Here is a 22920-nt window from a genome sequence, read left to right on the forward strand (position 1 = left end):
CCCCCCCCCCCCCCCCCCCCCCCCCCCCCCCCCCCCCCCCCCCCCCCCCCCCCCCCCCCCCCCCCCCCCCCCCCTACGGTACGTTGTTAAGCCAGCACAGCCTGCTGGCTGGAGCCGAAGGTCAAATACTCAACCAACTCCGCCAACGGCAACGGCTTGCTGATCAGATACCCCTGCACCTGATCGCAACCAAATCCGCGCAACAAATCCAGCTGCTCCGGTGTTTCCACCCCTTCGGCAACCACTTCGAGGTTGAGGTTGTGCGCCAGGTTGATCATGGCGTGCACCAGTTTGCGATTCTCTTCCCGTTCTTCCATGCCGCCGACAAAGCTCTTGTCGACCTTCAACAAGGCGATCGGCAGGCTGTTCAGGTGCACGAACGATGAGAACCCGGTGCCGAAATCGTCCAGCGAAAAGCGCACACCGAGCCGTCCGAGGGCGTCCATGGTCTGCTTGACCAGGTCACTGCGACGCATCACCGCGGTTTCGGTCAGTTCGAATTCCAGCCATTGCGCCTCGACGCCACGCTCGGCAATCAACCGGCTCAGGGTCGACAGTAACTGGCTGTCCTGAAACTGCCGGAACGACAGGTTGATCGCCATGTGCAGCGCCGGCAGGCCCCGCTCACGCAACGCCTGCATGTCCCGCAGGGCTCGGGAAATCACCCAGTAACCCAGCGGCACGATCAAGCCGCTTTGCTCGGCCAGTGGCACGAATTCGCTGGGGGGCAGCAAACCGCGTTCGCCATGACGCCAGCGCACCAAGGCTTCGAGGCCGACGATCTGGCCGTCCGCAAGGTTCAGGCGTGGCTGGTAATGCAACTCCAGCTCATCGCGACGCAAGGCCCGACGCAGCTCACTTTCAAGGTCGGCGATGCTGCGGGCATTGCGATTGATCCGCTCGTTGAAGATGTGAAAGGTGCAGCCTTGAGTACTCTTGGCCTGCTGCATGGCGATGTGCGCATGCCACATCAACGGGTCGGCGCCGGCCTGCGCCCGGGCGTGAGCAATGCCGAGACTGGAACCGATCAACAGGCTTTCGCCGTCGATCCAGTAGGGCTCGGACAGGGCTTCGGTAATCCGTTCGGCCATCCATTCAGCGCGCTGAGGGGCGCGGCGGGTGTCGATCAGCAGGGCGAATTCATCGCTACCCAGCCGCGCCAGTTGATCGCCGGCCTCCAGCTGGCTTTTCAGCCGCGAGACCACTTGCAGAATCAACCGGTCGCCTGCCTGATGGCCGAGGGCGTCGTTGGCGTGTCGAAAGTTGTCGAGGTCGAGGTGACCGAGGGCCAGGCCGCGGCCGTCGTTGTCCGCCAGACGCGCCGCCAGCAAGGTCTGGAAACCCTGGCGGTTGGCGATGCCGGTCAGCGGATCCTGCTCGGCCAGGCGCTGCAAGGTGTTTTCCAGCACCCCGCGCTCACGCACATGACGCAGACAGCGGCGCAACATGCCGGGATCCAGCAGGTTGCGCACCAGCCAGTCGCTCACACCGTCGGGCGGCGCCAGCGGTTCGTGTTCGAGCAGCAACACCGTCGGCAGGCTGCAACGGCCGGGTGCTGGCTGCAGAGCAGGAATCGTCAACAACACCGCGCTGCGGTTGTCATCGAACAAGTTGCTGACCGACTCCCAGCTCGGCGCGCTGAGCAGCACTGCCGAACTCCCCATTGGAGCCAGACACTCGCGCAACAACGCTGCCCACGCCGGCTCTTGGGCCAGTAGCAGCAAACGCAAGGGTTCGACAGGCGTAGACAAGCTAGCTCCCTAGACTCTGCAAAGATGTAGGCGGCGCGCATTATGCCGCTCGGGTAACCAATGACCCAATATCATCGGTTATCAAACACGACTTCGAGTCTTGAATACGTACATTAGACGCGAATTCATTGCGCATCCTGCGTGAAAGTATCAAAACCGGCAAATAGAGATCGCGTGTTGCGTCACAAGTCGGAGAGAGCAGCACAATTCTCTGAGCCTGTTAAAATGCCGGCCCATTTCGCTAACGACTCCCTGATTTCGTATGTCCCGACTCAATCCCCGGCAGCAAGAAGCCGTGAGCTACGTCGGCGGCCCTCTTTTGGTGCTCGCCGGCGCAGGCTCCGGCAAGACCAGCGTGATCACCCGCAAAATTGCGCATCTGATCCAGAGCTGCGGCATCCGCGCCCAGTACATCGTCGCCATGACCTTTACCAACAAGGCCGCGCGGGAGATGAAGGAACGGGTCGGCACGCTGCTCAAGGGCGGTGAAGGCCGCGGCCTGACGGTGTGCACCTTTCACAACCTGGGCCTGAACATCATCCGCAAGGAACATGTGCGGCTGGGCTATAAACCGGGCTTCTCGATCTTCGACGAGACCGACGTCAAAGCCCTGATGACCGACATCATGCAGAAGGAATACTCGGGCGACGACGGCGTCGACGAGATCAAGAACATGATCGGCGCCTGGAAAAACGACCTGATCCTGCCGCCCGAAGCCCTGGAAAACGCACGCAACCCCAAGGAACAGACCGCCGCCATCGTCTACACCCACTACCAGCGCACGCTCAAGGCGTTCAACGCGGTGGACTTCGACGACCTGATTCTGCTGCCGGTAAAACTGTTCCAGGAACACGACGACATCCTGGAAAAATGGCAGAACAAGGTCCGCTACCTGCTGGTGGACGAATACCAGGACACCAACGCCAGCCAGTATTTGCTGGTGAAACTGCTGATCGGCAAACGCAACCAGTTCACTGTGGTAGGCGACGACGACCAATCGATCTACGCCTGGCGCGGCGCCCGCCCGGAAAACCTGATGCTGCTCAAGGACGATTACCCGTCCCTGAAAGTGGTGATGCTGGAGCAGAACTACCGCTCCACCAGCCGCATCCTGCGCTGCGCCAACGTGCTGATTTCGAACAACCCGCACGAATTCGAAAAGCAGCTGTGGAGTGAAATGGGTCACGGCGACGAGATCCGCGTGATCCGCTGCCGCAACGAAGACGCCGAAGCCGAGCGCGTGGCCGTGGAAATCCTCAGCCTGCACTTGCGCACCGACCGGCCCTACAGCGATTTCGCGATTCTGTATCGCGGCAACTACCAGGCCAAGCTGATCGAGCTGAAGCTGCAACATCACCAGGTGCCTTACCGACTGTCCGGCGGCAACAGCTTTTTCGGACGCCAGGAAGTGAAGGACCTGATGGCCTACTTCCGCCTGATCGTGAACCCGGACGACGACAACGCCTTCCTGCGGGTGATCAACGTCCCACGCCGGGAGATCGGTTCGACCACCCTGGAGAAGCTGGGCAACTACGCCACCGAGCGAAAAATCTCGATGTACGCCGCCACCGACGAAATCGGCCTGGGCGAACACCTGGACAGCCGCTTCACCGATCGCCTGTCGCGCTTCAAGCGCTTCATGGACAAGGTCCGCGAGCAGTGCGCCGGCGAAGACCCGATCTCCGCCCTGCGCAGCATGGTCATGGACATCGACTACGAGAACTGGCTGCGCACCAACAGCTCCAGTGACAAGGCCGCCGATTACCGCATGGGTAACGTCTGGTTCCTGATCGAGGCACTGAAGAACACGCTGGAGAAAGACGAAGACGGTGAGATGACCGTCGAAGATGCCATCGGCAAACTCGTGCTGCGCGACATGCTGGAGCGTCAGCAGGAAGAGGAAGATGGCGCCGAAGGTGTGCAGATGATGACCTTGCACGCCTCCAAGGGCCTGGAATTCCCTTACGTGTTCATCATGGGCATGGAAGAGGAAATCCTCCCGCACCGCTCCAGCATCGAAGCCGACACCATCGAAGAGGAACGCCGCCTGGCCTACGTCGGGATTACCCGAGCGCGTCAGACGCTGGCTTTCACTTTCGCCGCCAAGCGTAAGCAATATGGCGAGATCATCGACTGCGCGCCCAGCCGCTTCCTCGATGAACTGCCGCCGGACGACCTGGCCTGGGAAGGCAACGACGACACCCCGACCGAAGTCAAAGCCGTTCGTGGCAACAGCGCATTGGCAGATATACGCGCAATGCTAAAGCGCTAGAATTAGCCACATTTATTTAGACCTTCGGCACAAAAGACGCCAACAGAGGACAGCTTCATGGAAGCACTGCACAAGAAAATTCGCGAAGAAGGCATCGTGCTTTCCGACCAGGTCCTGAAAGTCGACGCCTTTCTGAACCACCAGATCGACCCGGCCCTGATGAAGCTGATCGGCGACGAATTCGCCTCGCTGTTCAAGGATTCGGGCATCACCAAGATCGTCACCATCGAAGCCTCGGGTATCGCCCCGGCGATCATGACCGGCCTGAACCTCGGCGTACCGGTGATTTTCGCGCGCAAGCATCAGTCCCTGACCCTGACTGAAAACCTGCTGTCGGCGACGGTCTACTCGTTCACCAAGCAGACCGAAAGCACTGTGGCGATCTCCCCGCGTCACCTGACCAGCAGCGACCGCGTGCTGATCATCGACGACTTCCTGGCCAACGGTAAGGCTTCGCAAGCGCTGATCTCGATCATCAAACAGGCCGGCGCGACCGTGGCCGGTCTGGGCATCGTGATCGAGAAGTCGTTCCAGGGTGGCCGTGCGGAACTGGATGCCCAGGGTTATCGCGTGGAATCGTTGGCTCGGGTGCAGTCGCTGAAGGATGGCGTTGTAACCTTCATCGAATAAAGCCACTACACCGAAAAACCAATGTGGGAGCGAGCAGGCTCGCCCCCACATTTGATTTCGACTGCCAGTTATTGCGCGGTGGCTTTGAGGCCGGTGAGCAACAACCGCTGAAACAAATCCTCTTTCAACCCCTCCGGCTTCGTCAGCTGCATCCGCTCCAGATGCACGGGAAACTGCGAAGGTTCTGGCGCATCCAGCGCCGCCTTGCCCAATTCCAGAATCTCCGTGAGCTTGAACTTGCTCTTCAACCAGTTCAGCGCCCGCAATAAATCCCGCTCCTGCGCCGTGAAATCACAGCCCAACGGATATTCCGGAAACAGATTCGAATGCCGGGCCTGAATGGCCTGTAAACGCTGCGGGCTGTTGTCGGCGAAACGCGGATCGAGGCGAAAATGCTTCGATAATTTGCCAGCGTTCTGCGCCTGTTCGATCAGCCCCGGCTGGAAGCGTGAGTCGCTGATGTTCAGCAACGCCTCGATCACCGCCGCGTCGGTCTTGCCCCGCAAATCGGCGATGCCGTACTCGGTGATGACGATGTCCCGCAGATGCCGTGGGATCGTGCAATGGCCGTATTCCCAGACGATGTTCGAACTGACCTCACCGCCCGACTCGCGCCAACTGCGCAGGAGCAGGATTGAGCGCGCGCCTTCCAGTGCATGACCCTGGGCCACGAAGTTGTATTGCCCGCCAACGCCGCTGAGTACCCGCCCGTCTTCGAGCTGATCCGCCACGCCCGCACCGAGCAACGTCATGGTGAACACAGTGTTGATGAAGCGCGCATCAAGGCGCTGCAAGCGTTTGAGTTCTTCCTGACCGTAGAGCTCGTTGATGTAACTGATGCGGGTCATGTTGAATTCGAGCCGCTTGCTCTGCGGCAACTCGCGCAAGCGCTCGTAGAAACTGCGCGGCCCGAGGAAAAACCCGCCATGTACCGAGATGCCGTCGGTTTGCGCCGCCTCATTCAGCGTCCCGGCGTTCGCCTGCTGCTGGGTCTGCACATCCGGGTAGACCTTGCGTCGCACGATCCCGGCGTCCGCCAGCACCAGCAAGCCGTTGACGAACATTTCGCTGCAACCGTAAAGGCCCTTGGCAAACGGTTCGACGCCCCCTTCGCGCTCGATCAACTGCGCCCACTGGCTGAGATTCAGATCCGCCAGCAACGCCTTGTAACCGTCACTGTCCGCCTGCCGCGCCAGTAACGCCGCCGTCAGGGCATCGCCCATGGCGCCGATGCCGACCTGCAAGGTGCCCCCATCGCGCACCAGCGTGCTGGCGTGCAGCCCGATGAAATGATCCTGGCAACCTACCGGCATGTTCGGTGTGGAGAACAACGTGGTGTTGTCCTTGGCGTCGATCAGCAGATCGAAGGTGTCGATGCCGACTTCCGCGTCACCGGGCATGTACGGCAAATCGTTGTGCACCTGGCCCACCATCAGGATCGTCTCCCCCGCCGCCCGGCGCTTGGCGATCATCGGCAACAGGTCGAGGGTGATGTCCGGGTTGCAGCTCATACTGAGGCGATCGGGATGTTCGCTGTGGCTGGCGACCAGTTGCGCCACCAGATTCAAACCGGCGGCATTGATGTCCCGTGCGGCGTGGCTGTAATTGCTGCTGACGTAATCCTGCTGGGCCGGGGCGCTGTTCAGCAGGCTGCCCGGTTGCATGAAGAACTGATGAATGTGGATGTTGTTCGGCAGGCTGTCGCGATGCAGGTCGGCGAGGAAATCCAGTTCCGGGTAATCGCCGAACACCCGCTCGATGAAGGGTTCGAGGAAGCGCTTTTGCAAGCCATCACCCAAGGGCGGACGGCCGAGACACAGGGCGGTGTAGACCGTCAGCTGCCGCTCGGGCAGTTGCGCAATGCGTTGATACAGCGCGTTGACGAAGTGGTTGGGTTTGCCCAGCCCCAGCGGCAGGCCCATATGGATATGCGCCGGCAACCGTGCCAGAACGTCATCGACCGCCTGCTCGATAGAACACAACTGCACCATCTGATCCTCCCGCCCAACCCATGAATTGGGTTGAACCGAGCTTGCCGGGTCTTTGCTGCAAAGAATAGCCTCAGACAAATCGCAGGCACAAAAAAGCCGCTCGCAAGCGGCTTTTCGTTGAAAACAGGCTTATTTCAGGCCAGACATCTTCTGGATGGCGCCTTCAAGGTCTTTCAGTTCGCAGTCACTGCATGTGCCTTTTGGTGGCATCGCATTGAGCCCGCTCAACGCTACCTTCGCCAAGCCAGCAGCGGTGCCGCCTTCTTTATCGGCACGTTTTTTCCAGTCTGCGGCATCACCGATCTTCGGTGCGCCCAACAGGCCGGTGCCATGGCAAGCATTGCAGTGTTTGGCAATAATTTCGTCAGGCGTTTTCGACGCACCGCCGCCAACCGAAGCAGCGACTTCCATCCCCTTGCATTCTTTACCCTGCACACAGACTTGGCCGACTGGTTCAAGACGTTTAGCGATATCGTCGTTGGTCGCAGCTTGTGCGCTGACTGCCCAAAGGGCCAATACGGTTGCTGGTGCGGCCAGCATTTTCATAATTAGGTTCACGCGTACACCCTCAATGGTGGCTAGTCACGCCTGCGGCCACGGTTCGCAGGCGGGCGCAAGTATAGCGGTAAGCCCGCCACACTGAAACAACCCCAAAGTCGAAGGGGTCTTATCACAAGGCGGGAATACAGCATGGGCGTCTGTGCAATCCGGGCACGACGCCGTGCCTCTTAGAAATTCGCTGGAGTGGCTGCGCTGATTAGTCGCGCCGGGGCATCGAACGGATTCCGGAAACGGTGCGGCTTGGTACTTTCAAAGTAGTAGCTGTCGCCGGCCTCGAGCACAAATGTTTCGAGCCCTACCACCAGTTCCAGCCGACCCTCCACCAGGATCCCGGTTTCCTCGCCCTCGTGGGTGAGCATCTCCTCGCCGGTGTCGGCGCCTGGCGGGTAGATTTCGTTGAGGAACGCGATAGCCCGGCTCGGGTGAGCCCGACCGACGAGCTTCATGGTCACTGCGCCATCGGAAATATCGATCAGCTCGTGGGCCTTGTAGACGATCTGAGTCGGCTTTTCCTGCAGGATTTCTTCGGAAAAGAACTCGACCATGGACATGGGAATCCCGCCCAGTACCTTCCTCAGCGAACTGATCGAGGGGCTGACGCTGTTCTTCTCGATCATCGATATGGTGCTGTTGGTAACACCCGCGCGTTTGGCGAGCTCACGCTGGGAAAGACCTTTGAGCTTACGGATCGATTGCAGTCGTTCACCGACGTCCAATGCTGGAGCCTCCAGGGATTCAGGTTGCAAGAATATTGAGCGTTATCATGGCGACAGCGTTCAGTATTTACAACACTTGCGCCTGAATCCAGCCTGGCGAAGCGACTTTCGGTCGGGAGCGCTGTTTGTCAGGCCCCGGAATAGAGCAGCGGAACCCGACGCAGGTTGCAGAAGATCTGATAAGGAATCGTGTCGGCGGCTGTCGCGACATCACTGGCGAGGATATTTTTACCCCATAGCTCGACGGGCGAACCGAGGCCGGCTTGCGGCACGTCGGTCAGGTCGACGCAGAGCATGTCCATCGATACCCGACCCAGTAACTGACTGCGTTGCCCGGCCACCAGCACCGGTGTGCCGCTCGGTGCCTGGCGCGGATAACCATCGGCATACCCCATCGCCACCACACCCACACGCATCGGCTTGGGGGTGACGAATTTCGCGCCGTAACCAATCGGCTCGCCGGCCGGCAGTTCACGCACGCAAATCACCTTCGATTCCAGGGTCATCACCGGTTGCAGGCGAGACGCCACGGCATTGGCCTCTTCGAACGGCGTCGCGCCGTAGAGCATGATGCCCGGGCGCACCCAATCGCTCGGAATCTGCGGCCAACCAAGCACCGCCGGCGAGTTACGCAGGCTGATTTCGGCCGCCAAACCCTTACGCGCCGCTTCGAATACCGCGACCTGATCGACGCTGGCGTGGCAGTGCAGTTCATCGGCGCGGGCGAAGTGACTCATCAACACGATCTTCGCCACTTGGCCGCTGGCCAGCAGCCGTTGATAGGCGGCCTGGTAATCCGCTGGATGCAGACCAACCCGATGCATGCCGGAGTCGAGCTTGAGCCACACCGTAATCGGTTTGCTCAGCGTGGCTTTTTCGATGGCTTCGAGTTGCCACAACGAATGCACCACACACCAGAAGTCATGCTCGACGATCAGCGCCAACTCATCGGCTTCGAAAAAACCTTCCAGCAGCAACACCGGCGCACGAATACCAGCGGCGCGCAGCTCCAGGGCCTCTTCGATACACGCCACGGCAAAGCCGTCCGCCTCGGCTTCCAGCGCCTGGGCGCAACGTACCGCGCCATGGCCATAGGCATCGGCCTTGATCACCGCGAGGGCACGGGCACCCGTGACTTCACGGGCAATCCGGTAGTTGTGACGCAGGGCTTGAAGGTCGATCAGGGCACGGGCAGGACGCATGGCGGCAGACTTCTAGTCGGTCATTGGGAAAAAAACCGGCGCTGGCTGACAGCGTGAACCACCAACAGCGCCGGGAGAGGGATCTTTGTGACTTGATTTATGGCAGAGCGTTTATGGCAGCGCGGCAACGACCGACAGCTCGACCAGGATTTGCGGTTCGCACAGCTTCGATTCGACCGTGGCACGGGCCGGCGCGACGCCTTTTGGCAGCCACTGGTCCCACACCGAATTCATGCCTGCGAAGTGCGCGTCGATGTCTTTCAGGTAAATGGTCACCGACAGCAGACGGTTCTTGTCCGTCCCGGCCAGATCCAGCAAACGCTCGATGTTGGCGAGGGCTTCACGGGTCTGCTGTTCAATCCCGGCGCTCATGTCGTCGCCGACCTGTCCTGCCAGATACACAGTACCGTTATGGACAACGATCTGGCTCATGCGCTCATTGGTGAGCTGGCGCTGGATTGACATGTTTTGCAGGCTCCTTAAGTGTGTTGCCATAACGGGAAATATCGAGGCCTTCGGCGCTGATCTGCGGCGTTCTCTTGGCCATCAGGTCAGCCAGCAAACGACCGGACCCACAAGCCATGGTCCAGCCGAGCGTACCGTGGCCCGTATTCAAGAACAGGTTTTTGAACGGTGTGGCACCGACAATCGGCGTGCCGTCCGGAGTGGTCGGACGCAGGCCAGTCCAGAAACTCGCTTCGGGCAGATTGCCGCCCTGAGGATAAAGGTCGTTGACGATCATCTCCAGGGTTTCGCGCCGGCGCGGGTTCAACGACAGGTCAAAACCGGCGATTTCAGCCATGCCGCCGACGCGGATGCGGTTGTCGAAGCGGGTGATCGCGACCTTGTAGGTCTCATCGAGAATGGTCGACGTCGGGGCCATCGCCGGGTTAGTGATCGGCACGGTCAGCGAGTAACCCTTGAGTGGGTACACCGGGGCCTTGATGCCCAGCGGCTTGAGCAACTGCGGCGAGTAACTGCCGAGGGCCAGCACGTAACGGTCGGCGGTTTCCAGCTTGCCATCGATCCACACACCGTTGATGCGATCACCGGCGAAGTCGAGGCGCTGGATGTCCTGGCCGAAACGGAACTCCACACCCAGTTTCACGGCCATTTCGGCCAGGCGGGTGGTGAATATCTGGCAGTCGCCGGTCTGGTCGTTCGGCAGGCGCAAGGCACCGGCGAGGATGTCGGTGACGCTGGCCAGGGCCGGTTCGACCCGGGCAATGCCGGCACGGTCGAGCAGTTCGAACGGCACACCGGACTCTTTCAGCACGGCGATGTCTTTGGCGGCGCCATCGAGCTGCGCCTGGGTGCGGAACAGCTGGGTAGTCCCCAGGCTACGGCCTTCGTAGGCAATGCCGGTTTCGGCGCGCAATTCGTCGAGGCAGTCGCGGCTGTACTCGGACAGACGCACCATGCGCTCTTTGTTCACCGCGTAACGGCTGGCGGTGCAGTTGCGCAGCATCTGCGCCATCCACAGGTATTGGTCGATATTAGCAGTGGCCTTGATCGCCAATGGCGCGTGACGCTGCAACAGCCACTTGATGGCTTTGAGCGGCACGCCCGGTGCGGCCCACGGTGAGGCATAACCCGGCGAAACCTGCCCGGCGTTGGCGAAACTGGTTTCCATGGCCGGCGCTGGCTGACGGTCCACAACCGTCACTTCAAAGCCGGCTCGTGCCAGATAATAGGCACTGGCGGTACCGATGACGCCGCTACCCAAGACCAGAACGCGCATTTTCATATCCCTCATCGCGGCTTACCGCTGACGTTTATTGTGCAGACCGAAGATGTGGGCAGTTTAAAAAAGATTAGCCAGTGCTTTTCACTATATAAGTGCTTATATTTGGCGACAATTCTCGGCAAAAACCCTTTTCACGGAGGCGCATCCCCTATGCGGACCAACACTCAGACCAAACGTGAGCTGGACAAGATCGACCGCAACATCCTGCGGATCCTGCAAGCGGACGGGCGTATCTCCTTCACCGAACTGGGGGAAAAGGTCGGCCTCTCCACCACCCCCTGCACTGAACGGGTACGGCGCCTGGAGCGCGAAGGGATCATCATGGGCTACAACGCCCGGCTGAATCCGCAGCACTTGAAGGGTAGTCTGTTGGTGTTCGTCGAGATCAGTCTCGACTACAAATCCGGCGATACTTTCGAAGAGTTCCGACGCGCGGTGCTGAAACTGCCCCACGTACTTGAATGCCATTTGGTGTCAGGGGACTTCGATTACCTGGTGAAAGCGCGGATTTCCGAAATGGCCTCGTACCGCAAATTGCTGGGCGACATCCTGCTCAAGTTGCCGCATGTGCGCGAATCCAAGAGCTATATCGTGATGGAAGAAGTGAAAGAGAGTTTGAGTCTGCCGATTCCGGATTGAGCCCTACACCAACACCTGCCGGGTACTGGCCATGTATTCGTGGATCTGCTTCTCGACCCGCGGGTGAATCAGCTCCACTGGCCGCCGTCCATTGGGGCATGGCAATGTCTTGGTGGTACCGAACAGACGGCAGATCAATGGGCGCTCGTCATACACCGTGCACCCGTTGGGCCCCAGATGGACGCAATTGAGTTCGTCCATCGCCGCGTCCTGCTCGGCCCGGGTCTTGCGCGGCAGGCGGGACATTTCTTCGGGCGAGGTGGTGACCGGCCCACAACAGTCATGGCAGCCGGGCACGCACTCGAAGGTGGGAATTTGCTGGCGCAGCGTGCGAATTTTCTGACTGTTGCAGCTCATCGAAGCGGTGACCCGAATGCGGAATAGACCGGGATTCTGACGCAAAAGCCCCAATCCAGACAGCGCCAACCGACCAATGTTGCCCGTATCCGAAGGGGCGGCTTATGCTCCGTCAACTTTTTCAAACACACGCATCAGGATGACGTCCATGAACGCCCCCGTTCAGCAACCTGCCCCTAACCACCGGCACGTCGCCTCTTATTACGCCGCCAGCAGCCTGCCGCAACCCGACCTTCCGGCGCTCACAGGTGAGCTGGTCGCAGACGTGTGCGTGGTGGGCGGCGGATTCTCGGGGCTGAACACCGCGCTGGAACTGGCTGAACGAGGCTTGCGCGTGGTGCTCCTTGAAGCGCACAAGATCGGTTGGGGCGCCAGCGGACGTAATGGCGGGCAATTGATTCGCGGCGTCGGCCATGGCCTCGATCAGTTCGCCAATGTGATCGGTGCAGACGGCGTGCGTCAGATGAAACTGATGGGCCTGGAAGCGGTGGAAATCGTCCGCCAGCGAATCGAGCGCTTTCAGATCGCTTGCGACCTGACCTGGGGCTACTGCGACCTCGCCAACAAGGCCCATGACCTGGAAGGCTTCGCTGAAGACGCCAGCGAGCTGCGCAGCCTCGGTTACCGTTACGAAACCCGTCTGCTGCAAGCCAACGAAATGCACAGCGTGGTGGGTTCCGATCGCTATGTCGGTGGTTTGATCGACATGGGCTCCGGGCATCTGCACCCACTGAACCTGGCACTGGGCGAAGCGGCCGCAGCCCGGCAATTGGGCGCCAAACTGTTTGAGCAATCGGCTGTAACCCGCATCGATTATGGCCGCGAGGTCAAGGTCCACACCGCCCGGGGCTCGGTCCGCGCCAAGACCCTGGTGCTGGGCTGCAACGCCTACCTCAACGATCTCAACCCGCAACTTGGCGGCAAGGTGCTGCCCGCCGGCAGTTACATCATCGCCACCGAACCCTTGAGTGAAGAGCAGGCTCACGCGCTGCTGCCGCAGAACATGGCGGTCTGCGATCAACGGGTAGCGCTGGATTATTACCGACTCTCGGCGGACCGCCGCCTGCTGTTCGGCGGCGCCTGCCATTATTCAGGACGCGATCCGAAAGACATCGCCGCATACATGCGTCCGAAGATGCTGGCGGTGTTCCCGCAACTGGCCGGGGTGAAAATCGACTATCAGTGGGGCGGGATGATCGGCATCGGGGCTAATCGCCTGCCGCAGATCGGCCGGCTCAAGGAGCAACCGAATGTGTATTACGCCCAGGCCTATTCTGGTCATGGCGTAAACGCCACGCACCTGGCAGGCAAGTTGTTGGCTGAGGCCATCAGCGGCCAGCACAGTGGTGGTTTCGATCTGTTTGCCAAGGTGCCGCACATTACCTTTCCAGGCGGCAAACATTTGCGCTCGCCGTTGTTGGCGTTGGGAATGCTTTGGCATCGTCTTAAAGAACTGGCCTGAACCCTTGCAGGAGCTGCCGAAGGCTGCACCTGCAAGGGATCGCGGTTCATCTCACAGATGCCAGAAAGGTTTAAGCCCCTCCTCCCGCGCCTGCTCCCGACTCAACCCGACATCCTTGAGTTGCTCCGGCGTCAGCTCCAACAACGCCTTACGCGTGTGCAGACGATGCCAGAACAGACCCCAGCGCCCCAGGCAGGACGGTGCATTGCGCATAATTGCCTCGCGCGCGCCGTTCTGTTGCCCTGCCGCCAGTTCCTGACTGTGTAACGTCAGCCGCACATCGCTCAAGCCGTTCATTTTCGTCGCTCCTGTTTACTTGGGTAGCCAGAGCTTTCATGATGCGCGGACGGCAAAAAGCATTACAGATTCAACAGAGCAGTATTAATTCCATACAGTTTTTCTGTTTCGGCCTCTGAATCGCTTATTTTTGCCCCATCTGTATTGGTTAACCGAATCACCCACATCGAGACTGCACCATGACCCTTTACGTCAACCTCGCCGAGTTGCTCGGCACACGTATCGAACAGGGCTTCTATCGCCCCGGTGACCGGCTACCCTCGGTGCGGGCGCTGAGTGTCGAGCACGGGGTCAGCCTGAGCACGGTGCAACAGGCCTATCGAGTGCTGGAAGACGTAGGCCTGGCGATGCCCAAACCCAAATCCGGCTATTTCGTACCGGTGAGCCGCGAACTGCCAGAGCTACCCGTGGTCGGCCGCCCAGCCCAACGACCGGTGGATATTTCACAGTGGGATCAGGTGCTGGAACTGATCCGCGCCGTGCCGCGCAAGGATGTCGTGCAGTTGGGCCGCGGTATGCCGGACATCACCTCGCCGACCATGAAACCGCTACTGCGCAACCTGGCACGTATCAGCCGCCAGCAGGACATGCGAGGCCTGTATTACGACAACATCTGCGGCACCCTCGAACTGCGCGAACAAATCGCCCGCCTGATGCTCGATTCCGGCTGCCAATTGAGCGCCAACGATCTGGTGATCACTACCGGTTGCCACGAAGCGCTGTCGACCAGCATCCGCGCCATCTGCGGACCGGGTGACATCGTCGCAGTGGATTCGCCAAGCTTTCACGGCGCCATGCAGACCCTCAAGGGCCTGGGCATGAAAGCGCTGGAAATCCCCACCGACCCGCTCACCGGCATCAGCCTCGAAGCGTTGGAACTGGCGTTGGAGCAATGGCCGATCAAAGCCATACAGTTGACCCCCAACTGTAACAACCCGCTGGGCTACATCATGCCGGAGTCACGCAAACGTGCGCTGTTGAACCTCGCACAGCGTTTCGACGTGGCGATTATCGAGGACGATGTGTATGGCGAACTGGCCTACACCTACCCCCGCCCGCGCACGATCAAATCCTTCGACGAAGACGGCCGCGTCCTGCTCTGCAGTTCCTTTTCCAAGACCCTGGCACCGGGCCTGCGCATTGGCTGGGTCGCGCCGGGCCGGTATCTGGAGCGCGTGCTGCACATGAAGTACATCAGCACCGGCTCCACCGCGACGCAACCACAGATTGCGATTGCCGAATTTCTCAAGGCCGGGCACTTCGAACCACATTTGCGGCGGATGCGGATGCAATACCAGCGCAATCGCGACGCAATGATCGATTGGGTCACCCGTTATTTCCCGGCCGGCACCCGCGCCAGCCGTCCGCAAGGCAGCTTCATGCTGTGGGTTGAGCTGCCGGAGGGCTTCGACACCCTGAAACTCAATCGTGCACTGCATGATCAGGGCGTACAGATTGCCGTGGGCAGTATCTTTTCCGCCTCGGGCAAATACCGTAATTGCCTGCGGATGAACTACGCTGCCAAAACGACCCCGCAGATTGAAGAAGCTGTGCGCAAGGTCGGTGCGACAGCAATCAAACTGCTGGCGGAAACCGACTGACCTTTCTTCGGGATACGGCGTCCATATGCTATCCGCCACCATCCGGAATATGCGCCGTGAGAATCAGACAGCCCCTGCTTGCTCTGCTGTTACTCGCCTCGTTCCTGGGTGGCTGCACGACGCTCCACGTCCCTCGCGAACCGAGCCAGGCCCTGCCGGCGACCGACTCTGCTTTCGGCCGCTCGATCCAGGCCCAGGCCGCTCCCCACCAGGGTCAGTCGGGCTTCCGCTTGCTATCCGATAGCACCGAGGCCTTCACCGCCCGCGCCGAGCTGATTCGAAATGCCCAAAGCAGCCTCGATTTGCAGTATTACATCGTCCATGACGGCATCAGCACACGGATACTGATCAGCGAGCTGCTCAAAGCCGCCGACCGAGGCGTGCGGGTGCGGATTCTGCTCGACGACACCACCAGCGATGGCCTGGACCAGATCATCGCAACCCTCGCTGTCCATCCGAAGATTCAGATCCGCGTCTTCAACCCGCTGCACCTGGGCCGCAGCACCGTCGTGACGCGTACCATGGGCCGGCTGTTCAACCTGTCGCAGCAACATCGCCGCATGCACAACAAACTGTGGGTGGCGGACAATAGCGTGGCAATCGTGGGCGGGCGCAACCTGGGGGATGAGTATTTCGATGCCGAGCCCAAACTGAATTTCACCGACATCGACATGCTCAGTGTCGGCCCGGTTGCAGAGCAGTTGGGACACAGCTTCGACCAATACTGGAACAGCGCCCTGAGCAAGCCGATCGAGCAGTTTCTCTCAAGCAGGCCGAGCGCCAGGGACCTGAGAAATACCCGGACCCGCCTGGACGAATCCCTGGAAGAAACGCGCAAACAGAACCACGCGCTCTATCTGCAGTTGATGACCTACACCACTCATCCACGCATGGACGTCTGGCGGCAGGAATTGATCTGGGCCTGGAACAAGGCGCTATGGGACGCACCGAGCAAGGTGTTGTCCGACGGAGAACCTGATCCGCACTTGCTGCTGACCACCCAGTTGGCGCCTGAACTCAACGGGGTCAGCAAAGAGCTGATCATGATCTCGGCCTACGTCGTACCCGGCCAACCGGGACTGGTGTACCTGACCGGTCGCGCCGATGCCGGGGTGTCGGTCAGTTTGCTGACCAACTCACTGGAAGCCACCGATGTTCCCGCCGTGCATGGTGGGTATGCGCCTTATCGCAAAGCCTTGCTGGAGCATGGCGTGCAGCTGTTCGAATTACGCCGCCAGCCCGGGGACAACGGCGGCAGCGGACCGAGCCTGTTTCACAGAGGATCATCCAACCAAAGCTCCGATTCCAGCCTGCACAGCAAGGCCATGATCTTCGACCGACAAAAAGCCTTCATCGGCTCATTCAATTTCGACCCGCGCTCGGTGCTCTGGAACACCGAAGTCGGGGTGCTGGTGGACAACCCGGAACTTGCCGAGCGTGTGCGCGAACTGGCGCTGGAGGGTATGGCCCCGGCCCTCAGCTATCACGCGCGACTGGAAAAGGGTCAGATAGTCTGGATCACCGAAGACGACGGTAAGCAGCACACATTGACCAAGGAACCGGGGAGCTGGTGGCGGCATTTCAATTCGTGGTTCAGCAGTACGATTGGCCTGGAAAAGATGCTGTAGCTTGAGTTGCCAGGATCTACGCCGGCTGCACCGTCCCAAACGCCCCTTGCCGCGATACCAGAATCACCAACCCCAACGCGCCCGCCGCCATCAGCAACGGCAAGGCATGCCCGCTGATCCACTGGCTCCCGGCACCGGCCGCCAACGGCCCGATCAGGCAACCGATCCCCCACAGCTGCGCGATATGGGCATTGGCCCGCACTAGCGCATCGTCGCGGTAACGCTCACCGATCAGGATCAGCGACAAGGTGAACAGACCGCCGGCGCTGGCGCCAAACAACACCCACAGCGGCCAGATCAGCAACGTATCGATCAACAATGGAATCGCCAGGCTCGACAGCAGCAAGAGCATTGCGCAGCCGGTAAACAATGTACGCCGCGACAAGCGATCAGCCAGCGCACCAATCGGCAATTGCAGCAAGGCATCCCCCACCACCACCGTACTGACCATCGCCAGGGCGATTTCCGTGGTGAAGCCCTGACGCAGGCAGTAGACCGGCAACAAGGTCAGGATCATCGCTTCGAACGCAGCAAACAGCGACACCGCCCAGGCAATTGCCGGCAGGCCACGGCAGAAGTTCAGCAAATCGTTGAGGGTCACGCTGCAGGCTTCACTGGTGGGTGCTCCGCTACGACCCAGCAGCAGGAACGGTGACGTCATCAGCAAACCGACGCCCACCCAGAAACCGTAATCGTGCTCGGTGCCCAACGCCCCCAACAGTAGCGGCCCGGCCAGCTGACTCAGCGCATAACTGCTGCCATACAGCGCTACCAATCGGCCGCGCCATTGCTCGACCACCAGTTGGTTGATCCAGCTTTCACCAAGGATGAAGACGAGTGTCAGGATCACCCCGATCATCAACCGCAGCACCAGCCAGATCGGGTAGCTCGGCCATAGCGCCAGCAAGCCGATGGACACCGCCCCGGCCCACAGGCACAGGCGCATCAGATTGGCCGTGCCAAGACGGGCCGCGAGATGGCTGGAGATCTTCGCCCCCAGCAACACGCCAATGGCCGGCATCGCCGCCATCACGCCAATCGCGAACGAGCCGTAACCCCAGCCTTCCAGGCGCAGCGACACTAACGGCATGCTGACGCCCAGGGCCAGGCCGACACTCAAGACAGACGCCAAGACGGCGAAATAAGTCGCCCAACGCATGTTCCACGCTCCTGTGGATTGTTATTTTTACTGGCCGCACAAAGTAAATGTGGGAGCGGGCTTGCTCGCGAAGAGGCCATCACATCCAACATCATCGTTGGCTGTTACGGCGCCTTCGCGAGCAAGCCCGCTCCCACAGGGGATCTGTGTCGCTCGGGAGCCCGATGTTCGATCGGGCTCCACACAGGCTTACAACTTGATCCAGGTCGCCTTCAGCTCGGTGTACTTGTCGAACGCGTGCAATGACTTGTCGCGACCGTTCCCGGACTGTTTGAAGCCACCGAACGGCGCGGTCATGTCGCCGCCATCGTACTGGTTGACCCAAACGCTACCCGCACGCAATGCCTTGGCGGTGAGGTGGGCCTTCGAGATGTCCGTGGTCCATACTGCCGCCGCGAGGCCGTAAGGGGTGTCGTTGGCAATCGCAACGGCTTCTTCGGCGGTATCGAAAGTGATCACCGACAACACCGGGCCAAAGATTTCTTCCTGGGCAATTTTCATCGCGTTGCTGACACCGTCGAAAATCGTCGGCTCGACGTAGGTGCCCCCGGTTTCCTGAAGAATACGCTTGCCGCCAGCCACCAGTTTGGCGCCATCGGTGTGACCGGATTCGATGTAGGACAGCACGGTGTTCATCTGCTGGGTATCCACCAGCGCACCGACGTTGGTCGCCGGATCCAGCGGATTGCCCGGCTTCCAGGCCTTGAGGGCTTCGATCACCAATGGCAGGAATTTGTCTTTGATCGAACGTTCGACCAGCAGGCGCGAACCGGCGGTGCAGACTTCGCCCTGGTTGAAGGCAATAGCGCTGGCAGCCGATTCGGCGGCGGCTTGCAGGTCCGGCGCATCGGCGAACACGATGTTCGGGCTCTTGCCACCGGCTTCGAGCCAGACACGCTTCATGTTCGATTCGCCGGAGTAGATCAGCAGTTGCTTGGCGATCTTGGTCGAACCGGTGAACACCAAGGTGTCGACATCATTGTGCAAGGCCAGGGCCTTGCCGACGGTATGACCGTAACCCGGCAGCACGTTCAGCACACCTTTCGGGATGCCGGCTTCAACTGCCAGCGCTGCAATACGAATAGCCGTCAGCGGCGATTTTTCCGAAGGCTTGAGGATCACTGAGTTACCGGTGGACAGCGCCGGGCCGAGTTTCCAGCAGGCCATCATCAACGGGAAGTTCCACGGCACGATCGCACCGACCACACCGACCGGCTCGCGAGTCACCAGCCCCAACTGATCGTGCGGGGTGGCGGCGACTTCGTCGTAGAGCTTGTCGATGGCCTCACCACTCCAGCTCAGGGCTTGCGCCGCGCCAGGAACGTCGATGTACAGGGAATCGCTGATCGGCTTGCCCATGTCCAGGGTTTCGAGCAGGGCCAGCTCTTCGGCGTGCTGTTTCAGCAGGCCGGCAAAACGAATCATGGTGGCTTTGCGCTTGGTCGGCGCCAGGCGCGACCAGGCGCCGGAATTGAACGTGGCGCGAGCGTTTTCCACGGCGCGCTGGGCGTCGGCGGCGTCACAGCTGGCAATCTTGCCCAGCAGACGGCCATCGACAGGGCTGATGCACTCGAACGTTTCACCGGAGACTGCATCGGTGTATTCGCCATTGATGTAGGCACGGCCTTCGATCTTCAGATCGCGAGCCCGTTGTTCCCAGTCGGCACGAGTCAGGGTGGTCATACGAGTGTCCTCCTCTTATTGAATACGAGCGCCCGCGCTCTTCGCGGGTGCTGTCAGGAATTCTGCCCGGCCAGCCTGCTTTTCGGCTCAAGGCAACCGTTACCCTAAACCAGCGACGGGTGAAGTTTCAATATATTTGACAAAGGACCGTTAAATGGCCTTGCGATGTTCATTTTAATAAACATAGACTTTCAACTTTCCAGTCAGTCGCGCCGCAATCACGTGGGAATACCAACATGAGCATTCAGGATATCGTCGATTTCAGTCAGGCCACCACCCAGCCCGATCGCTATCGGCCAGACCCGGCCAAAGTCCTCAAGGGCGACCCCGAACAAACGGTGTACAACCACTACAACAGCCCGTGCGGCCAGATGAGTGCAGGTGTCTGGGAAGGCGAAGTCGGTCAGTGGCGGGTGAACTACACCGAACACGAATACTGCGAAATCGTTCAGGGGGTGTCAGTGCTGCGCGATGACAACGGCGGCGCCAAGACCCTGCGCGTGGGCGATCGCTTCGTGATTCCGGCCGGTTTCAAAGGCACCTGGGAAGTGCTGGAGCCGTGCCGCAAGATTTATGTGGTGTTTGAACAGAAGGCTTGAGGGTTTGTGCCGCTTGAACCGACAGGCAACAAAAAAGGCCCGTATCTCGCGATACGGGCCTTTTTCGTAAGGAGGAAAAATCAATTACTTGATTTTGCCTTCTTTGTAGATCACGTGCTTACGAACAACCGGATCATATTTCTTGATCTCGATTTTGTCCGGAGTAGTGCGCTTGTTCTTGTCGGTAGTGTAGAAGTGACCAGTACCGGCGCTCGAAATCAAACGAATCAATTCACGCATGATTAGCTCCCTTAGATCTTGCCATCGCGACGGATTTCGGCCAGCACGACATCAATGCCACGCTTGTCGATGATACGCATGCCTTTGGCAGATACGCGCAGACGCACAAAACGTTTCTCGGACTCAACCCAGAAGCGGTGATGCTGCAGGTTCGGCAGGAAACGACGACGGGTTTTGTTGTTTGCGTGGGAAATGTTATTCCCAGTCACCGGACCCTTACCGGTAACTTGACAGACTCTCGACATGCCTCAGCCCTCTAAAACCACATGCCCAACCCGGCATGGGTTGGCCGCTTAATCTCTCAGTCATTTGGCGCCAGGCGCCGCGTTTCTTTAAGGGTCTTACCGGCTACACCTACAAACGAAGGAACCGGGCCCCTAGAAAAGAGCGCTGCTTTATACCAGAAAGACCAGAGAGCAACAACAACCGGTGTGAATTGAGTTGATAAAAACCCGTTTTTTCGGGCGCCGAGCGCCTTGGGTAAAGGCTAAGCCCGATAGCGACCGCTCGTCGCAGAGAATCGGCCAACGGGACAATTCAGGGTTTTTCTCAACCGTCACCCACCGAAAACAATCGCCCATACTCCCCTGAAAATGAAAAAGGGGATAGTCATTTGCAAAAGAGCCCACTAGGGTAGGCCTTTTCCAGACTGCACTTGCAGATGGGCCTTCATCTGTAAAGGAATCCAACCATGCGCCTCGCTGCCCTACCGCTGCTGCTCGCACCGCTTCTACTGAGCCCCCTGGCCCATGCCGCCGCCCTGAGCGTCTGCACCGAGGCCAGTCCGGAAGGGTTCGACGTGGTGCAATACAACTCGTTGACCACCACCAACGCCTCGGCCGACGTGCTGATGAACCGCCTGGTGGACTTCGACACGGCCAGCGGCAAAGTGGTCGCCAGCCTCGCGGACAGCTGGGACGTCACGCCCGACGGCCTGACCTACGTCTTCAAGTTGCATCCGCAGGTGAAATTTCACCGCACCGAGTATTTCAGCCCGACGCGCGACCTGACCGCCGAAGACGTGAAATTCAGTTTCGACCGCATGCTCGATCCGGCAAACCCATGGCACAAAATCGCCCAGAGCGGCTTCCCGCACGCTCAGTCGATGCAGTTACCGACACTGATCAAAAAGATCGACGCCCTGGACCCGCTCACCATCCGCTTCACCCTCGATCACCCGGACTCGACGTTCCTGCCGACCCTGACCATGGGCTTCGCCTCGATCTATTCGGCCGAGTACGCCGAGCAACTGATGAAGGCCGGCACTCCGGAGAAGCTCAACAGCCAGCCGATCGGTAGCGGCCCGTTCATCTTCACGCGTTTCCAGAAAGATGCCTCGATTCGCTACAAGGCCAACCGCGACTACTTCCAGGGCAAGCCATCGGTGGACCCGTTGATCTTCGCGATCACCCCGGACGCCAACGTGCGCTTGCAGAAATTGCGCCGCAACGAGTGTCAGATCGCCCTGTCGCCGAAACCGCTGGACGTGCAGGCTGCGAAGCAGGAGCCGACCCTGAAGGTGGAAAAGACTGACGCCTTCATGACCGCATTCGTCGGCATCAATAGCCAACATCCGCCGCTGGACAAGCCGGAAGTGCGCCAGGCAATCAACCTGGCGTTCGACAAGGCCAACTACCTCAAGGCCGTATTCGAAGACACCGCTGAGCCTGCCAATGGGCCCTACCCACCCAACACCTGGAGCTATGCCAAAAACTTGCCGGGCTACCCGCATGATGTCGAGAAAGCCCGGGCATTGATGGCCAAGGCCGGGCTCAAGAACGGTTTTCAGACCACCATCTGGACCCGTCCTTCCGGCAGCCTGCTGAACCCCAACCCGAGCCTCGGTGCGCAATTGCTTCAGTCCGACCTGGCGGAAATCGGCATTCAAGCAGAGATCCGCGTGATCGAATGGGGCGAACTGATTCGCCGCGCCAAGGCCGGCGAGCATGACCTGCTGTTCATGGGCTGGGCCGGCGACAACGGTGACCCGGACAACTTCCTCACGCCGCAGTTTTCCTGCGCGGCGATCAAAGCCGGCACCAACTTCGCCCGTTACTGCAACCAGGATCTGGACAAGCTGATCAGCGCCGGCAAGACCACTGGCGAGCAAGGTGTACGCACCAAGCTCTACGAACAGGCCCAGGCGCAAATACAGCAACAGGCATTGTGGCTGCCACTGGCCCACCCCACGGCCTTCGCCCTGACGCGCAAAGACGTCGAGGGTTATCGCGTCAGCCCGTTTGGCCGGCAGGATTACTCCAAGGTCAACTTCAAGTAATCAGCGTCACCACAAAAGCCGTGGGAGCAGGCTCGCTTGTATGCTGGTACTTGAAGGGAGGAGGAGGGACAAGGCTCGATTCTGACTGTTGGCGCAGTACAGATCCG

21 protein-coding genes are annotated in these 22920 nt (G+C 59.9%); 8 read left to right on the forward strand and 13 right to left on the reverse strand.

Going from position 1 to position 22920, the window contains the following annotated elements; genetic code table 11:
* Window positions 1–86: 86 nt before the first annotated feature.
* Entirely contained in the window at window positions 87–1751 is a 1665-nt protein-coding gene (locus AC07V0_RS29645; protein WP_064621098.1) for a putative bifunctional diguanylate cyclase/phosphodiesterase, read from the reverse strand.
* Between the two features lie 262 nt (window positions 1752–2013).
* On the opposite strand from AC07V0_RS29645, the gene rep reads away from it, so the two are divergent.
* Together rep and AC07V0_RS29655 are read left to right on the forward strand one after the other, a co-directional pair.
* Window positions 2014–4023 (forward strand): DNA helicase Rep, encoded by a 2010-nt coding sequence (gene rep / locus AC07V0_RS29650; RefSeq protein ID WP_018927510.1) that lies wholly within the window; start codon window positions 2014–2016, stop codon window positions 4021–4023.
* A gap of 57 nt (window positions 4024–4080) precedes the next feature.
* Entirely contained in the window at window positions 4081–4653 is a 573-nt protein-coding gene (locus AC07V0_RS29655; RefSeq protein ID WP_018927509.1) for a xanthine phosphoribosyltransferase, read from the forward strand.
* Between the two features lie 68 nt (window positions 4654–4721).
* Here AC07V0_RS29655 and AC07V0_RS29660 read toward each other — a convergent pair whose 3' ends face one another.
* The 6 genes from AC07V0_RS29660 to dadA form a co-directional block, all read right to left on the reverse strand.
* On the reverse strand, window positions 4722–6644 hold the full coding sequence (locus AC07V0_RS29660; RefSeq protein ID WP_086944352.1) for an acetyl-CoA hydrolase/transferase C-terminal domain-containing protein: 1923 nt from the start codon (window positions 6642–6644) through the stop codon (window positions 4722–4724).
* A 129-nt stretch (window positions 6645–6773) separates the two neighbouring features.
* Entirely contained in the window at window positions 6774–7202 is a 429-nt protein-coding gene (locus AC07V0_RS29665) for a c-type cytochrome (RefSeq protein WP_081625748.1), read from the reverse strand.
* Window positions 7203–7372: 170 nt separating this feature from the next.
* Window positions 7373–7921 (reverse strand): cupin domain-containing protein, encoded by a 549-nt coding sequence (locus tag AC07V0_RS29670; RefSeq protein WP_018927504.1) that lies wholly within the window; start codon window positions 7919–7921, stop codon window positions 7373–7375.
* A gap of 128 nt (window positions 7922–8049) precedes the next feature.
* Window positions 8050–9123, reverse strand: coding sequence for an alanine racemase (gene alr / locus AC07V0_RS29675; RefSeq protein WP_018927503.1), 1074 nt, complete (start codon window positions 9121–9123; stop codon window positions 8050–8052).
* A gap of 111 nt (window positions 9124–9234) precedes the next feature.
* Window positions 9235–9588 (reverse strand): RidA family protein, encoded by a 354-nt coding sequence (locus tag AC07V0_RS29680; RefSeq protein WP_018927502.1) that lies wholly within the window; start codon window positions 9586–9588, stop codon window positions 9235–9237.
* Window positions 9560–10864 (reverse strand): D-amino acid dehydrogenase, encoded by a 1305-nt coding sequence (gene dadA, locus AC07V0_RS29685; RefSeq protein ID WP_064621369.1) that lies wholly within the window; start codon window positions 10862–10864, stop codon window positions 9560–9562. The genes AC07V0_RS29680 and dadA overlap by 29 nt, the downstream gene beginning before the upstream one ends.
* A 156-nt stretch (window positions 10865–11020) precedes the next feature.
* Between dadA and AC07V0_RS29690 the strand changes: the two genes are divergently transcribed.
* Window positions 11021–11509: an Lrp/AsnC ligand binding domain-containing protein gene (locus AC07V0_RS29690; RefSeq protein ID WP_003177284.1), complete on the forward strand. Its 489-nt coding sequence runs from the start codon at window positions 11021–11023 to the stop codon at window positions 11507–11509.
* A gap of 3 nt (window positions 11510–11512) precedes the next feature.
* On the opposite strand, the gene AC07V0_RS29695 is transcribed toward AC07V0_RS29690, so the two are convergent.
* Window positions 11513–11866: a YkgJ family cysteine cluster protein gene (locus AC07V0_RS29695; protein WP_007934627.1), complete on the reverse strand. Its 354-nt coding sequence runs from the start codon at window positions 11864–11866 to the stop codon at window positions 11513–11515.
* 148 nt (window positions 11867–12014) lie between these two features.
* Here AC07V0_RS29695 and AC07V0_RS29700 point away from each other — a divergent pair, with 148 nt between their 5' ends.
* Window positions 12015–13328, forward strand: a complete 1314-nt coding sequence (locus AC07V0_RS29700) for an NAD(P)/FAD-dependent oxidoreductase (RefSeq protein WP_018927499.1) — start codon at window positions 12015–12017, stop codon at window positions 13326–13328.
* Window positions 13329–13379: 51 nt separating this feature from the next.
* Here AC07V0_RS29700 and AC07V0_RS29705 read toward each other — a convergent pair whose 3' ends face one another.
* Complete coding sequence (locus AC07V0_RS29705; RefSeq protein ID WP_018927498.1) at window positions 13380–13625, reverse strand: DUF1127 domain-containing protein; 246 nt, start codon at window positions 13623–13625, stop codon at window positions 13380–13382.
* Window positions 13626–13804: 179 nt separating this feature from the next.
* Between AC07V0_RS29705 and AC07V0_RS29710 the strand changes: the two genes are divergently transcribed.
* Together AC07V0_RS29710 and AC07V0_RS29715 are read left to right on the forward strand one after the other, a co-directional pair.
* Complete coding sequence (locus tag AC07V0_RS29710; protein WP_018927497.1) at window positions 13805–15226, forward strand: aminotransferase-like domain-containing protein; 1422 nt, start codon at window positions 13805–13807, stop codon at window positions 15224–15226.
* A 56-nt stretch (window positions 15227–15282) separates the two neighbouring features.
* Window positions 15283–16854 carry a phospholipase D family protein gene (locus tag AC07V0_RS29715; protein ID WP_018927496.1) on the forward strand — a complete coding sequence of 524 codons (1572 nt, stop codon included), beginning with the start codon at window positions 15283–15285 and terminating at the stop codon, window positions 16852–16854.
* A gap of 16 nt (window positions 16855–16870) precedes the next feature.
* Here AC07V0_RS29715 and AC07V0_RS29720 read toward each other — a convergent pair whose 3' ends face one another.
* Window positions 16871–18013, reverse strand: coding sequence for an MFS transporter (locus tag AC07V0_RS29720; protein ID WP_019580474.1), 1143 nt, complete (start codon window positions 18011–18013; stop codon window positions 16871–16873).
* A gap of 189 nt (window positions 18014–18202) precedes the next feature.
* On the reverse strand, window positions 18203–19696 hold the full coding sequence (locus AC07V0_RS29725; RefSeq protein ID WP_086944351.1) for an aldehyde dehydrogenase: 1494 nt from the start codon (window positions 19694–19696) through the stop codon (window positions 18203–18205).
* Window positions 19697–19932: 236 nt separating this feature from the next.
* Between AC07V0_RS29725 and AC07V0_RS29730 the strand changes: the two genes are divergently transcribed.
* Window positions 19933–20295: a cupin domain-containing protein gene (locus tag AC07V0_RS29730; protein ID WP_018927493.1), complete on the forward strand. Its 363-nt coding sequence runs from the start codon at window positions 19933–19935 to the stop codon at window positions 20293–20295.
* Between the two features lie 84 nt (window positions 20296–20379).
* On the opposite strand, the gene rpmG is transcribed toward AC07V0_RS29730, so the two are convergent.
* Both rpmG and rpmB read right to left on the reverse strand, forming a co-directional pair.
* Window positions 20380–20535 (reverse strand): 50S ribosomal protein L33, encoded by a 156-nt coding sequence (gene rpmG, locus AC07V0_RS29735; protein ID WP_003177274.1) that lies wholly within the window; start codon window positions 20533–20535, stop codon window positions 20380–20382.
* Between the two features lie 11 nt (window positions 20536–20546).
* Window positions 20547–20780: a 50S ribosomal protein L28 gene (gene rpmB / locus AC07V0_RS29740; protein WP_018927492.1), complete on the reverse strand. Its 234-nt coding sequence runs from the start codon at window positions 20778–20780 to the stop codon at window positions 20547–20549.
* A 446-nt stretch (window positions 20781–21226) separates the two neighbouring features.
* Between rpmB and AC07V0_RS29745 the strand changes: the two genes are divergently transcribed.
* The gene (locus AC07V0_RS29745; RefSeq protein ID WP_018927491.1) at window positions 21227–22813 is read left to right on the forward strand and encodes an ABC transporter substrate-binding protein; all 1587 of its coding nucleotides are present in this window, start codon (window positions 21227–21229) and stop codon (window positions 22811–22813) included.
* Window positions 22814–22920: the final 107 nt, after the last annotated feature.

This window comes from Pseudomonas sp. GW821-FHT01E10, assembly GCF_059422365.1.